14 protein-coding genes are annotated in these 13,839 nt (G+C 63.5%); 5 read left to right on the top strand and 9 right to left on the bottom strand.

Translation table 11 applies throughout. The features are described from left to right. Positions 1-2 precede the first annotated feature (2 nt). A complete protein-coding gene (locus JWV26_RS18255; protein WP_206417489.1) occupies positions 3-1,337 on the top strand; it encodes an aminotransferase-like domain-containing protein in 1,335 nt (444 codons plus the stop codon). On the opposite strand, the gene JWV26_RS18250 is transcribed toward JWV26_RS18255, so the two are convergent. Beyond that, positions 1,331-2,161: an AraC family transcriptional regulator gene (locus JWV26_RS18250; protein ID WP_072426012.1), complete on the bottom strand. Its 831-nt coding sequence runs from the start codon at positions 2,159-2,161 to the stop codon at positions 1,331-1,333. The genes JWV26_RS18255 and JWV26_RS18250 overlap by 7 nt on opposite strands. 122 nt (positions 2,162-2,283) lie before the next feature. Here JWV26_RS18250 and JWV26_RS18245 point away from each other — a divergent pair, with 122 nt between their 5' ends. The 3 genes from JWV26_RS18245 (at position 2,284) to JWV26_RS18235 (ending at position 4,912) form a co-directional block, all read left to right on the top strand. Continuing rightward, positions 2,284-2,802: a carboxymuconolactone decarboxylase family protein gene (locus tag JWV26_RS18245; RefSeq protein WP_072426013.1), complete on the top strand. Its 519-nt coding sequence runs from the start codon at positions 2,284-2,286 to the stop codon at positions 2,800-2,802. 18 nt (positions 2,803-2,820) lie between these two features. Continuing rightward, positions 2,821-3,075 carry a glutaredoxin 3 gene (gene grxC / locus JWV26_RS18240; RefSeq protein ID WP_072426014.1) on the top strand — a complete coding sequence of 85 codons (255 nt, stop codon included), beginning with the start codon at positions 2,821-2,823 and terminating at the stop codon, positions 3,073-3,075. A 190-nt stretch (positions 3,076-3,265) separates the two neighbouring features. Then, the gene (locus JWV26_RS18235; protein WP_206417488.1) at positions 3,266-4,912 is read left to right on the top strand and encodes a methyl-accepting chemotaxis protein; all 1,647 of its coding nucleotides are present in this window, start codon (positions 3,266-3,268) and stop codon (positions 4,910-4,912) included. A 63-nt stretch (positions 4,913-4,975) separates the two neighbouring features. Here JWV26_RS18235 and JWV26_RS18230 read toward each other — a convergent pair whose 3' ends face one another. After that, a complete protein-coding gene (locus JWV26_RS18230; RefSeq protein WP_206417487.1) occupies positions 4,976-6,421 on the bottom strand; it encodes an alpha/beta hydrolase in 1,446 nt (481 codons plus the stop codon). 215 nt (positions 6,422-6,636) lie between these two features. On the opposite strand from JWV26_RS18230, the gene JWV26_RS18225 reads away from it, so the two are divergent. Then, positions 6,637-7,191, top strand: a complete 555-nt coding sequence (locus tag JWV26_RS18225) for a nucleotidyltransferase family protein (protein WP_206417486.1) — start codon at positions 6,637-6,639, stop codon at positions 7,189-7,191. Between the two features lie 125 nt (positions 7,192-7,316). Here JWV26_RS18225 and cyoE read toward each other — a convergent pair whose 3' ends face one another. The 7 genes from cyoE to JWV26_RS18190 form a co-directional block, all read right to left on the bottom strand. Then, positions 7,317-8,273: a heme o synthase gene (gene cyoE / locus JWV26_RS18220; protein ID WP_072426018.1), complete on the bottom strand. Its 957-nt coding sequence runs from the start codon at positions 8,271-8,273 to the stop codon at positions 7,317-7,319. Further along, the gene (gene cyoD / locus JWV26_RS18215) at positions 8,273-8,608 is read right to left on the bottom strand and encodes a cytochrome o ubiquinol oxidase subunit IV (protein WP_013714713.1); all 336 of its coding nucleotides are present in this window, start codon (positions 8,606-8,608) and stop codon (positions 8,273-8,275) included. The genes cyoE and cyoD overlap by 1 nt, the downstream gene beginning before the upstream one ends. After that, positions 8,609-9,235, bottom strand: coding sequence for a cytochrome o ubiquinol oxidase subunit III (gene cyoC, locus JWV26_RS18210; RefSeq protein ID WP_093049257.1), 627 nt, complete (start codon positions 9,233-9,235; stop codon positions 8,609-8,611). A 2-nt stretch (positions 9,236-9,237) separates the two neighbouring features. Beyond that, a complete protein-coding gene (cyoB, locus tag JWV26_RS18205; protein ID WP_206417485.1) occupies positions 9,238-11,226 on the bottom strand; it encodes a cytochrome o ubiquinol oxidase subunit I in 1,989 nt (662 codons plus the stop codon). Positions 11,227-11,228: 2 nt separating this feature from the next. After that, positions 11,229-12,146, bottom strand: a complete 918-nt coding sequence (cyoA, locus tag JWV26_RS18200) for a ubiquinol oxidase subunit II (protein WP_206417484.1) — start codon at positions 12,144-12,146, stop codon at positions 11,229-11,231. Positions 12,147-12,956: 810 nt separating this feature from the next. Next, on the bottom strand, positions 12,957-13,532 hold the full coding sequence (locus JWV26_RS18195) for a DUF6436 domain-containing protein (RefSeq protein ID WP_206417483.1): 576 nt from the start codon (positions 13,530-13,532) through the stop codon (positions 12,957-12,959). Then, on the bottom strand, positions 13,529-13,792 hold the full coding sequence (locus JWV26_RS18190) for a hypothetical protein (RefSeq protein ID WP_021488493.1): 264 nt from the start codon (positions 13,790-13,792) through the stop codon (positions 13,529-13,531). Before JWV26_RS18190 ends, JWV26_RS18195 begins: the two co-directional genes overlap by 4 nt. Positions 13,793-13,839: the final 47 nt, after the last annotated feature.

The raw sequence follows: 13,839 nt of genomic DNA, 5'->3' as shown, positions 1-13,839 counted from the left end.
CCATGCCTCGCGCGCGCTACAAGCAACTGGTCGATCAGTTGGCCGCCGACATCCGCTGTGGCGCGCTCGCGCCCGGCACACGCCTGCCCACGCATCGCGAACTGGCCGCGCAGCACGGCATCGCCCTGGTCACCGCATCACGGGTCTACACGGAGCTGCACGCCATGGGCCTGGTCAGTGGCGAAACCGGACGCGGCACCTTCGTGCGCGAGACCAGCCTGGCGCCTGGCCACGGTATCGACCAGCCGGCGACCGAGCGCGGCATGCTCGACCTCAACTTCAACTACCCCACGCTGCCGGGGCAGGCCGACCTGCTGCGCCAGGCCCTGCGTCAACTGGCATTGTCCGGTGACCTGGAGGCGCTGCTGCGCTACCAGCCGCATGCCGGGCGCCCCCATGAGCGGGCATTGCTGGCCAGACACCTGACGGATCAGGGAATCCCGGTCACGGCGCAACAGGTGCTGATCGTCAACGGCGCCCAACATGGACTGGCGCTGACCCTGCAGACTTTGCTCAAGCCCGGTGACGTGGTCGCGGTCGACGCCCTCACCTACCCCGGTTTCAAGGCAGCCGCCGCCGCGCGCGGCGTGGAATTGCTGGCAGTACCCTGCGACGCCAGCGGCCCCGATTTCGATGCCCTGGCGACGCTGTGCAGAACGCGCCGGGTACGGGCGATCTACAGCATGCCGACCCTGCACAACCCGCTGGGCTGGGTACTCGATCAGCGACAGCGCGAGCGCCTGATCGACATCGCCCGCGAGCACGATCTGCTGATCATCGAGGATGCCGCCTACGCCTTCCTGGCCAGCTCGGCACCCGCGCCACTGGCCGCCCTGGCGCCCGAACGCACGGTGCATGTATCTGGCTTTTCGAAGAACATCGCCACCGGCTTGCGGGTTGGCTACCTGACTGTGCCTGCCGTCTGGGTCGCAGCATTGGAGCGCAGCATCCGCGCCAGCACCTGGAACACCCCGGGCATCATGACGGCGCTGGTCTGCGCCTGGATCGAAGACGGCACACTGGCCCGCCTGCAAGCGCAGAAGCGCGAGGACGCCCGCTGCCGGCAAGCACTGGCGCGGCGCGTACTGGCCAGCCTGCAACCGATCGGCCATGAGGCCGGCTATTTCCTCTGGCTGCCGTTACCGGCCGAGGTGCGCGCCGATCAGGTCGTGGCGCGCCTGCTGCACGAGCAGGTGGCGGTCTCCACCGCTGAGCCGTTCAGCACCTCGGAGCAGGTGCCCCATGCGCTGCGCCTGGCCCTTGGCTCGGTCACCCTAGCGCAACTGGAAGACGCGCTGGACAAGGTCAGGCAAGCCATCGCCCATTTCGCCTATTGAGCGACCTGACGCAACCACTCGCTGGGACTCGCCCCTACCTTGCGGCGAAAAGCGCGGGCCAGGGCCGAGGGGCTTTCATAGCCGACCTCGTCGGCGATCAGCGCCATGGGCCGGCCCTCGCGCAGACGCTTCTGCGCCAGGCTGACGCGCCAGCCCACCAGATAATCAGCCGGTGTAGCACCGACCACATCGTGAAAATGCGCGGCGAAACTGGCGCGCGACATGCCGGCCAGCGCCGCCAGCTCGGCCACCGACCAGCCATGCTGCGGTTTCTCGTGCAACTGATTGAGCGCCCGCGCCAGGCGTGGTTCGGCCAGACCAGCCATCATCCCCGAGGCCAGTTCGCGGCTGTTCATCAGATGACGCAGCAGTTGGATCACCATCAGCTCGAACAGGCGATTGAGCACCAGTTCGCGCCCGCAATCCTCCCCCGCCGCCTCGGCGAACAGCCAGTCCAGGCAACCGCTCAGGCTCGGCAACTCGCGCAGCGGTTTGACGATGGCACCCGGCAGTGAACGCGACAGCGGATTGTCGATGCCGCCGTCGAAGGCCAGCGTCGCGCAGACCAGTTCGGCACCGTCAGCCTCGCTGGCTGTCATCTGGTGCAGGCGCGGCCTGGCCACCAGAATCAGGCTCGGCTCGTCCAGACGCAGTTCGCGGCCATCGCCCTCGCGAAAGCTCATGCGCCCGGCACGCAGCAGGTGGATGTAGCCGTGCGGCTCATGCTCGCCATGGCTGCTGGTGCCGCAAAAACCACCCCGGTGGAAGGTGCTGGCGTGCAGGTTGAAGTGATGCAGCAGGCTGGAAAGGCGATCCATGGTCATCTCGCACTATTGGACGATCTGTCGCATAAGATCGACGATCTGAATCCGAAAAGCCAGGTCGATTACCTAACATGGCTCCAGGCTTGAACGACAAGCTCCCCACCCAAGACTGGAGAATCACCATGACTCGCATCACCGCACTGCCATTCGAACAAACCGCTGCCAGCGCCCAGACGCAACTGGAAGGCATCCGCAAGGGCCTCGGTTTCATCCCCAATACCTTTGCCACCCTGGCCAATGCCCCGGCCGCGCTGAGCGGCTACCTGGCGCTGTCCCAGGCCCTCGGCAAGGGCACACTGAACGCCAAGGCGCGCGAAGTGGTGGCGCTGGCGAGCTCACAGGTCAACGGCTGCGAGTACTGCCTGGCCGCGCACACCTTGTTCGCCGGCAAGGCTGGCCTGAGCGCAGCGGACATTCGCAGCGCCCGCGATGGCGAGTTCGATGCCGTGGCGCGCCTGACCCGGCAGATCATCGACAGCCGCGGCCGCCTCAGCGATGCGCAGCTGCAAGCCGCGCGCGATGACGGGCTGAGCGAGGCCGCTATCGTCGAAGTGGTGGCCAACGTCGCCTTGATGACGCTGACCAATTACCTCAACAACCTGGCCGAAACCGTTGTCGACTTTCCACCAGTAGCCGTCTGATGACGCCGGAGGTACACCATGCAAGCCGTCACCCTCTACACCACCGCATACTGCCCTTACTGCATCAACGCCAAGGCGCTGCTGACGCGCAAGGGCGTGACCTATAAGGAAATCGACGTGAGTCGCTCGCCCGAGCAGATGGCGGAGATGCTGCAGCGCAGCAAACGCCGCAGCGTGCCGCAGATATTCATTGGCGAGCATCATGTCGGCGGCTTCGATGACCTCGCCGCACTGGAACGTGGCGGCGAACTGGATGCGTTGCTGCAAGCCTGAACCCTGATGGCCGACCTTGCCGGCGGCCATCACCCCTTCTGCGCCGACAGCTGTGCCGGCCTACTCCTTTTCGTCAAAGCGCTCGTCTTTGCCCTCATGCACCTGGCCATCGCTGCCGATACAAGAGCGGCAACATCGGCCCGATAGGCTGAGCGTCGCCCTGCGCCCTATCTCGAAATGGAGTCTGCCCATGCGTCTCGACGCCCTCTCTTTGAAAACCCGCCTGATCATCGCGGTGGCGATTCCCTGCATCGCCCTGCTGCTGGTGGCGCTGACCAGCCTGAGCAGCATGTCGAGCATGCATCGGGACACGGAGGTGCTCTATCTCAATACGGCTGCGCCGATGCGCGCCATGGCCGAGGTCGCCTCGCGCATCCCGCGTATGCGCGTCGGGCTCGACATGATGCTGCTGCAGGAAACCCCGCTGCGTGACGAGCGTGGCGTGAAATCGCGCGTGCAGGACGCCCGCAACGAGGACGTGCCCGGCATGCGCGAAGCGATGCGCCAGGCCGTGGCGGCCCAGGTCAACCCGGAACGCAAGGCCCAGGCGCAGCAACTGCTCGACCAGTTCGAGGCCCTGGTCAGCAATGAACTGAACCCGATGCTCGCCGCCTTCGACGCCGGCGACATGGCCAAGGCGCAGCAGATCTATCGCGACCAGTACGCCAAGACCTACGGCGTGATGCGCCAGGGCGCCAACGACCTGCTCGATGCCCTGCTGCAGCAGGCTGAACAGCAGAACCTGCACAGCGCGCAAAGCTATGACGATGGCCTGACCCGCCAGATCGCCATCATCGCCACCGGCCTGCTGGTGTCGATCATCATTTCCTGGCTGATCGTGGTGCAGCTACGTCGTCGTGTGGCGGTGTTGCAGAGCAGCCTGGGCCAGGCGGCCGACAACCTGGCCCTGGACACCCGCATCGAACTGCACGGCCAGGACGAGCTGAGCGAGATCGCCCGCAGTTTCAACCAGTTCATCGACAAGGTGCACGGCGCCATGCGCCAGCTCGCCGACAACTCGCGCCAGCTCTCGGGCATGGCCCGCGATGTGGCCGAGCGCGCGCGCCTGACCCAGAGCAACTGCACGGCGCAAAGCGACCGCACGGTGCAGGTGGCCACCGCCATCAACGAACTGGGCTCGACGGTCAACGAGATCGCGCGCAACGCCGAGAACGCCGCAGCAGTCGCCCGTGAGGCGACCCAGCATGCCAGCGACGGCAGCGCCGTGGTCAGCCAGGCGCATCGCCAGGTCGATGCCCTCAACGGCGAACTGGAGCAAGCCGCCAAGGTGATCGAGGCACTGGCCGCCCAGACCGACGCCATCAGCACCACGCTCAACACCATCCGCAGCATTTCCGAGCAGACCAACCTGCTCGCCCTCAACGCCGCCATCGAGGCGGCGCGTGCTGGCGAGCAAGGGCGCGGCTTCGCCGTCGTGGCCGACGAGGTGCGCACCCTGGCCAGCCGCTCCGGCGCCTCCACCGAGGAAATCCAGCAGGTCATCGACCGCCTGCAGAACGAATCACGCTCGGCCGTCGAGGCCATGGCCAAGGGCCAACGGCAGAGCGCGCTGGTGGTGGAATATGCGAGCAAGGCGTCGGCGGCACTGGAGCAGATCAACAGCCATATCGGCCAGATCAGCGACCAGAACATCCAGGTCGCCACCGCCACCGAGGAACAGTCCAGCGTGGTGGAAGACATCAACCGCAACATCGTCGACATCAACGAGCTGACCGTCGGCACCACCCATATCGCCGACCAGCTCAACCAGGCCAGCAGCGACCTGCAGGCGCTATCGACGCAGCTCGATGGGCTGGTGGGGCGTTTCCGGTTGTAACCCCTCAAACCACTCGGTGCGCACGGCGCACCCTACGGTCGGACGCCGTGCGCACCGAGCCACCTACAGGTCTTCGTCGATGCGCTCGCGCAAATAGGCGTAGAAGGGATTGGACGTCATACGCTGCAAACTATCGAGCCCCACCACCAGCACGCCGTGCTCACCACGCGGCGCCAGCGTGCCAAGGGCTACGCCGTAGAACTCCTCTGAGGTCGGTTCGCTGCCATACAGCGGATCGTCCGTGGGAAACGGCAGTGCAACGTGTGACAGCGAAAACAGCTGGCTCGGGTAATCGACGTTCAATGGCGTCACCCGCGCCTCACGCTCGCCGGCGGTGATTCGCCGCGCCTCGACCTGACGACCACCGCCCTGTGCAACGCCCACCACCGTCAGGTCGTAGTCACGCTGGGCCGGTGGCAGCAAGGTCTCGAGCAAGCCACTCATGTCCGCCCGCAGCAGCGAGCTGGCCGCCTGCGAGCGATTGATGTCGAAGATCACCAGTTCGCTGCCATTGGCCGGTAAACGCTCGAACAAATGGCGCACCACGGCCGGTGTACTCACGGTACTGTCGGCCAGCGACTGAAAGGCCAGCACCGGTGGCAATCGTGACAGACGGCCATCGGCTTCGGCGGCATCGAAGGCAGACTGCACCTCGCTGGTCAGCTCATAGGTCTGCCGCGCCGCATGCACTGGAAAAGAGTTGTACTTGAACGGATTGAACTCCGGCAGCACGTTCATCCAGGCCGACTTGGCGAAGGCCGGCAGCAACGCCGGCAGGGCCGCCAGCCCGGCATAGCGGGCGTAGCTGGTGACACCGATCATCGGCGAAATCAGCACCAGGCGTTGCGGCATAGCCAGCTGCTCGTCCTCCAGCGCGGCGAGGCTGTAGCGCAGCGCCAGCGCACCGCCATTGGAATAGCCGATCAGATACAGCGGCCCGTCCGGTACCTGGCGCCGCGCCTCGCGAACGGCCAGGCGGGTAGCGGCCAGCCATTGCTCCCAGTGCGCAGCAGTGAGCGCCGCCGGCACCGTGCCATGGCCAGGCATACGCGGCACCACCGCTAACAGCCCCTGTTCGCTCAGGTGTTGAGCGATATGGCGCAGGCTGTACGGCGAGTCGGTCAGGCCATGCAACAACACCACCACGCCCCGCGCCGGACCTGGCGGCTGCAGAGTGAAGGAGCGATTCCAGTCGCGCGGCAGATTGCCGGGGTAGACCGGGCTGTCGCTGGCGTAGCGGCTGTATGGCGCCGTGCCGGAGGCCGTGACCGGCTCGACCAACTCACTCTGCAGGCGCTCGAACAAGGCCGCCTCGGCGGCCAGATAGGCTTGCCAGTCGGCAGCGTCCAGCTCGCTGACCTCCAGCTCCTGCGGCACCAGGCGGTGCCAGGGCTCCAGTGCGGGCAACGACGATAGCCCGGCGATACGAATGCCGAGCAAGGCCACCACGATCAACAACAGCACTACCAGCGTCCAGGCCATCACGTTGCGCATGCGCGGTAAACGCATCAAGCGCCTCCCTCGAAAATCTCTGGCCGGGAAAATCCGTCCCGGCGACCGGCTCGGGGACTTTAGTGCAAAGCGACGCCCGACCACCACTGGGTTGGTCCTCAAGGTCAGTATCGGTGCCATGCGATTCAGCAGGCTGCGTGATCTGGAAGCAGGCCAGAAGCGCTGGATGAACTGAGCAGGCAAGCAACGGGCACCGCTGATAGGCTGCGCACATGAATCTCGCTGCTCAACTCCAGACCCTCATTGCCAAGGACCCACAGCGCTTGCGCATCCTGCAACAGGTGCGCGAGCTCGACCTGCCCGATTGCTGGGTGGCCGCCGGTTTCGTGCGCAGCGCAGTCTGGGATGACCTGCACCAACGCACGCCATCCCCGCTACCTGAAGATATCGACGTGATCTGGTTCGACCGCAGCCAAACCACCCCTACTCGCGACGCTGAACTGGAGACGGTGCTGCACCACAGGGACGAATCGCTGCAGTGGTCGGTGAAGAATCAGGCACGCATGCATCTGCGCAATGGCGATGCACCTTATGCCTCGGCTACCGAAGCGATGCGGCACTGGCCAGAGACCGCGACGGCGGTGGCCATAAGGCTCGATGAACAAGACAGGCTGGAAGTCGCCGCGCCGCTCGGCCTGGAGGATCTGTTCGGCCTTATCGTGCGCCCGGCCGGGCGCTTTCAGAACGAGAAGAGTCAGATCTACCAACAGCGCCTGCATGACAAGAACTGGCTGGCCACCTGGCCAAAGTTGCAGGTGATTGCGTAGGGTAGATCGGGCTTCAGTAGCGACAGACTGGCAGGTGTCGGCAAAGCTTCGCCCCGGGGCGGGGCTCAGCCGTGGGAGGCGCTTCAGCGGCGACAATCGCGGCTGAAGCCCTCCCACAAGACCGGTCAGATACCGGCGACCACCGCGCAGATACCCTGCGCGCTGCCGGCGAACTGGCTGCACAGGTGATTGATGGAGGTCACCAATACCTGCTCGGGCGAGGAGATGAAATCCACCGACATCATCACGCTGAGCATGGTGATGCTGATGATGGAGAAGGTGAACAGCTTGCGCGCCCACACGCGATCATCGACCGCCTTGTAGCCCGACACGCCCATCCACAGCCAGTAGGCACCGCTCAGCGCGGCGACCACGAAGTAGCTGTAGCCGGCGTAGCCGCTGAGCGTCAGCATCAGGGTCGCGACCACGAAGGCGGCGATGTACAGCACGATCTGCCGCTTGGCAGCCGAGATCCCCTTGATGACGGGCAGCACTGGGATGTTCGCGGCCTGGTAGTCATTGAAACGGAAGATGGCGATGGCATAGGAATGCGGCATCTGCCACAGGCTGAAGATCAACAACAGGATGGCCGCGCCGGCATCGAACTCGTTGCTCACCGCGCAGTAGCCAACCACGGGCGGAGCCGCCCCGGACAGGCTGCCGACCAGGGTGCCGTACACCGAGCCGCGCTTGAGCCACAGGCTGTAGAGCCCGACGTAGACCACGAAGCCCATCAGCACCAGCATCACCGCCAGGGTATTGGTGGCGGCATACAGCAACGCCACCCCCGCTACCCCGAGCACGCAGGCATAGACGATGGCGTGCGCAGGTGAAACCAGCCCCTGCGCCAACACCCGGTTACGGGTGCGCTCCATCTTCTGGTCGATGTCCCTGTCGATGTAGTTGTTGAACACGCAGCCTGAGGCGATCACCAGCGAAACCCCCAGCGCTGTCGCGAAGTACAGCGCCAGATCGATATCGCCACGCGAAGCCAGGAAGAAACCGCCCGTGACGGAAATCAGATTGCCGAAGACGATGCCCGGCTTGGCGAGGTTGAGGTACTGCTTCAGGAGCGCCAGCATCAGTTGATCATCATGTGATAGTGCATGCTCCACATGATCCAGACCGACAGGCCGACCACGAACGCGATGATCAGCACGGTGAAGATCATCGAAACGACGTTCCAGCGGCCTTCTGCGTCGGTCTTCATGTGCAGGAAGTACACGAGGTGGACGAGCACCTGCGCCAGGCCGAAAAGCACCACGGTGATCAGCGTCGCGCCACGGCTCAGGCCCAGCACTTCAGGATGCATGACCAGCATGAAAGGGATCACCGTGAGGATCACCGACAGGATGAAACCGGTCAGGTAATCCTTGAAGCCCACGGCGTGGGCGGCGTGATTGTCTTGGTGAGCCATTTACAGCACCCCCATCAGGTAGACGACGGTAAACACGCAGATCCACACCACGTCGAGGAAGTGCCAGAACAGGCTGAGCAGCCCAACGCGGGTCTTGTTGGTGTCGGTCAGGCCACGGCTGCCGACCTGGAACATCAGCACCAGCATCCACAGCAGACCGGCACTGACGTGCAGGCCGTGGGTGCCGACCAGGGTGAAGAACGCCGACCAGTAGGCGCTGACCTGCGGCCCGGCACCTTCGTGGATCAGGTGGCGGAACTCATACAGCTCGATGCTGATGAAGCTCACGCCGAACAGGAAGGTGATGCCCAGCCAGCGCAGCACCGCGCCTTTGTCGCCACGGTAGGTGGCGAGCATGGCCATGCCGTAGGTGATACTGGAGAACAGCAGGGCGAAGGTTTCCACCAGCACCAGGTGCAAGCCGCCACCGAGCATTTCCTTGGCGGTGGGGCCACCGGCGAAGGAGTTGCTCAGTACCGCGAAGGTGGCGAACACCGTGGCGAAGATCAGCAGGTCGGTCATCAGGTAAACCCAGAAGCCGAACAGCTTGATGCCACTGGTGTCGTGGTGGTGCTCATGGCCGTGGCCATGAGCGTCATGTGGAAAATGGGGTTCGTAAGCGGTCATGGTTAGGCCTGTACGACTGCGTTGGCTTTGGTTTGGTGGTGCGCCTGCTCGATCCGCGCGATCTCTTCGGGCTGCACGTAGTAGTCGATGTCTTCGTCGTAGGAACGCACGATGAAGCTGACCACGGCGCCGACAAGACCGACGATGGCGAGCCACCAGATGTGCCAGATCATGGCGAAGCCGAAGGCGATGACGAACGCCGACACCACCAGGCCGTTACCGGTGTTCTTCGGCATGTGGATCGGCTCGTAGTGCTCAGGCGCAGGCATCAGCTCGACACCGTTCTTCTTCGCCTCGTAGAACGCGTCGATCTTGTCCGCCGTCGGGATGACCGCGAAGTTGTAGAACGGCGGCGGCGAGGACGTCGCCCACTCCAGGGTACGGCCATCCCAGGGGTCGCCGGTGACGTCGACGTTTTCCTTGCGCTTGATGTAGCTGGTGACGAACTGCACCACGGTGAAGACGATGCCGATACCGATCAGCACGGCGCCGACCACGGCCACCTGCACCCACGGCACCCAGGCCGGGTTGTCGAAGTGGTTGAGGCGACGGGTCATGCCCATGAAGCCCAGCACGTAGAGCGGCATGAAGGCGAAGTAGAAGCCGATCAGCCAGCACCAGAACGAGTAGCGGCCGAAGCGATCAAGCAACTTGAAGCCGAAGGCTTTCGGGAACCAGTAGATGATGCCGGCCAGGTAGCCGAACACCGCACCGCCGATGATCACGTTGTGGAAGTGGGCGATCAAAAACAGGCTGTTGTGCAGCACGAAGTCCGCCGCCGGTACCGCCATCAGCACGCCGGTCATGCCGCCGATGGAGAAGGTCACGAGGAAGCCCAGGGTCATCCAGGTCATGGCGTTCAGTTGCAGACGGCCACGGAAGATGGTGAACAGCCAGGTGAAGATCTTCACCCCGGTGGGGATGGCGATGATCGAGGTCATGATGCCGAAGAAGGCGTTGACGCTGGCCCCCGAGCCCATGGTGAAGAAGTGGTGCAGCCACACCACGAACGACAGCACGCCGATGGCCGCGGTCGCCCAGACCATCGAGGCATAGCCGAACAGGGTCTTGCGCGAGAAGGTCGCCACCACTTCGGAGAACACGCCGAACGCCGGCAGGATGAGGATGTACACCTCCGGGTGACCCCAGATCCAGAACAGGTTGGCGTACATCATCGGGTTGCCGCCCAGTTCATTGGTGAAGAAGTGGAAATCCAGGTAGCGGTCCAGCGACAGCATCGCCAGGGTCGCAGTCAGCGGAGGGAAGGCGCCGCAGATCAGCACGCAGGTCACCAGGATGGTCCAGGTGAAGATCGGCATCTTCATCAGGCTCATGCCCGGTGCACGCATCTTGAGGATGGTGGCGATGAAGTTGACCCCCGTCAGCGTCGTCCCCAAGCCCGATAACTGCATGCTCCAGATGTAGTAGTCCATCCCCACGCCGGGACTGTACTGAATCCCTGATAACGGCGGATAAGCCACCCAGCCGGTCTTGGCGAACTCGCCCAGGCCCAGCGACAGGTTGATCAGCAGCGCGCCGCCGACGAACAGCCAGAAGCTCAGCGAGTTCAGGTAGGGGAAGGCCACGTCACGCGCGCCGATCTGCAGCGGCACGACGATGTTCATCAGGCCGGTGACCAGTGGCATGGCCACGAAGATCAGCATGATGATGCCGTGCGCGGTGAAGATCTGGTCGTAGTGCTCGGGCGGCAGGTAGCCCTGGCCGTCACCGTGGGCCATCGCCAGGTGGGTGCGCATCATGATGGCGTCAGCGAAGCCACGCACCAGCATGACCAGCGCGACGAGGATGTACATCACGCCGATTTTCTTGTGGTCCACCGAGGTGAGCCACTCGCTCCACAGGTAGCCCCACTTCTTGAAGTAGGTCACCGCCGCGAACAGCCCCAGACCACCCAGCGCCACGACGGCCAGGGTGATCATGATGATGGGCTCGTGGTACGGAATCGCGTCCAGAGTCAGTTTTCCAAACATATTCACTCCTGCACCTCCGCTGCTTCGTGCATGGCCGTGCTGTGGGAATCTTTCAGGGTCACGTACTGCCCGATCACCTTGTTGAACAGGTTCGGTTCGACCTGGCCGAAGTAACGGATCGGGTAGACCGGGTAGCGGTGGTTGACCATTTCGCCCGGCTCGCCCACCTGCTTGAAGGTGGCGAAGTCCATGACCTCGGGCGATTGCTTGACCTTGTCGACCCACTGCGCGAACGCGTCGTCGCTGACCGAGTGGGTGGTGAAGCGCATGGCCGAGAAGCCTTCGCCGCTGAAGTTGCCGGACTGGCCGAAGAACTCACCCTGCTCGTTGGCGATCAGGTTGAGCTGGGTGCGCTGGCCGCCCATGGCGTAGATCATCCCGCCGAGCTGCGGGATCGACAGCGCGTTCATCACCGTGTCGGAAGTGATGTGGAAGGTCACCGGGGTCTTCTCCGGAATCACCAGCTCGTTGACCACGGCCACGCCCTGATCCGGGTAGATGAACAGCCATTTCCAGTCGAGCGACACGACTTCGATGTTCAGCGCCGGCTTGTCCGATTCGATCGGACGATAGGGGTCGAGCGAATGCGAGGTTTGCCAGATGATGACCGCCAGAACCGCGACGATGATCAGCGGAACGCCCCAGACGACCAGTTCGATCTTGTGCGAATGTGCCCAGTCGGGCATGTAGGTGGCCTTCTCGTTCGACTCGCGATAACGCCAGCCAAACAGGAAGGTCATGATGATCACGGGTACCACCACGATCAGCATGAGTCCGATGGAGATCAGGATCAGATTGCCCTGCTCGACACCGATCTGCCCTTTCGAGTTGAACAGTGCCCAGTCACATCCACCGAGCGCCGAGAAGGCAATCGCCATCACCAGCCAGCGCAAACAACGATGGTATTTCTCTTCTTTCATGTCACGACCTTCAACTGAGTGAGCCCCACAGTCGGCTTCAGTTGCCGTGCGGCCCAACGAGTAAAAGGCCGGCAGCGAGAACTCAGAGCTTGAGCATCCGTGCAAGCGAAGCGGTAAACCGTGGGAAGCGCGGATGTTGCCGGCTAAAAGGGCCTCATACAATTCGTTAGCGGCCTACTTATGAGTGAACTTACAGCAGCCCTGTGACATGTTTCGAAACATTTACGCAAAGATTTGAAACACTTTGCAGCAAGAAGCCAGCAAAGAAGCACAGGGGTGCGACAAATGATCACAGCCCCGATTTAGAGCTGTTTGTCAGCAAATTGACAGGAATCATGGAAAGGAAAGATGCCTCTAGCTGACCGCACGGCCTGCCTTGACATTTAGGAGATTTCGAGGTTTTCGAATGCGTAGGCGAGGAGAGTGAGCCTCGCGAAAGGCTGAGTGCAGAGCGGGGTCAAGTAGAGGCGAGGACGGCTGGTGTTGTAGCCCGGATGCAATCCGGGGCAATTGAGCGCGGCCAAAACGCATCGCGGCTGAAGCCGCTCCTACCCCTATTCCGTAGGAGCGGCTTCAGCCGCGATAGCTATACCAAACCCGCATACAGATTCGATGCATGCCCCGGTTGCATCCGGGCTACGCAATTGCGGCCGACTCGGGGGCTTTTGTGGGATGAGCTGGGCGGCATTCCACTTCAGCCGCGACAAGCATCGCGGCTAAACACTCCCACAGGCACAGGCACAGGCACAGGCACAGGCACAGGCACAGGCAACCCTACCCCGCTCCCAACCCGACAACAGGCCTCCCCCACTACTTCCAGGCGCAATAACACCCCACCGCCAACCCACTGGCCAGGGACACATGGCGCCCCTGGGTCAGCGCATCGAGCACCGGCTCGACGAAGCTGTTGCTGGAATTGCATACCAGCCCCTCGCTGTAAGGGCCGGCATAGGCCAGGTTGCCGTCGCGATCCCAGATCGCCAGGGCCGGGCTGGCCGGCAGCGCCTCCATGCCCTCGATCCCCGGCAAAGGTTTCATCCGCCCGCGCAGGAACGGCGCGATCTCACCTGTGCTGCCCGGCCTCTGCACGCTGTAGAACGCGACATCGGCATTGCGGTGCAGGCCGATCAGATAGCGCAGGTGCGCGTCGGTTTCCGCGTTGCAGGGGCAATCCGGGTCCCAGAAGTGCACCACGCGAATGGGGCCAGGGCCAGCCAGTTCAGGGGGCAGCTTCAACTCGCCCTGACCGAAGATCACCGTCTGCTCGGCATAGGGCCGCAGATAGGCCGCGCCGCTAAGCCACCAGATCAGCACCACGATGCCCAGCGCCAATACGCAGAAGCCCACCACCAGATGCTTGAAGCTCAGGCGCTTGAGCAGGTTCATGGCTGATGGCCGAACTTGCGCAGGAACTGCTTCTCCATCTCCTGGCAACTTTCCTCGGTGAAACTGCGCTCGGTGGCCTGCGCGCTCTTCCAGCAGGCCTCGATGGCCGCGCGCTCGCCGGCTTCGATCTCGCTGTCCTGCGGGCGGGTCATGATGTAGATCAGCCCGGCGAAAATCAGTACGACAAAGGCCAGGCCGGCCAGGAACAGGCCCAGGCAGCCACGGCGCCCCAGCCCGGAGTTTTCTTCACTTGCGCTCATCTTTCTCGGTTTCCGCATTCATCAGTGGGTAGCTCGCCCCAGTACCG

The sequence above is a fragment of the Ectopseudomonas toyotomiensis genome, from assembly GCF_017167985.1.
GTDB lineage: Bacteria > Pseudomonadota > Gammaproteobacteria > Pseudomonadales > Pseudomonadaceae > Aquipseudomonas > Aquipseudomonas toyotomiensis.
The sequence above is the reverse complement of the archived record's forward strand: the minus strand, read 5'-3'. Positions and strand labels throughout refer to the sequence as shown.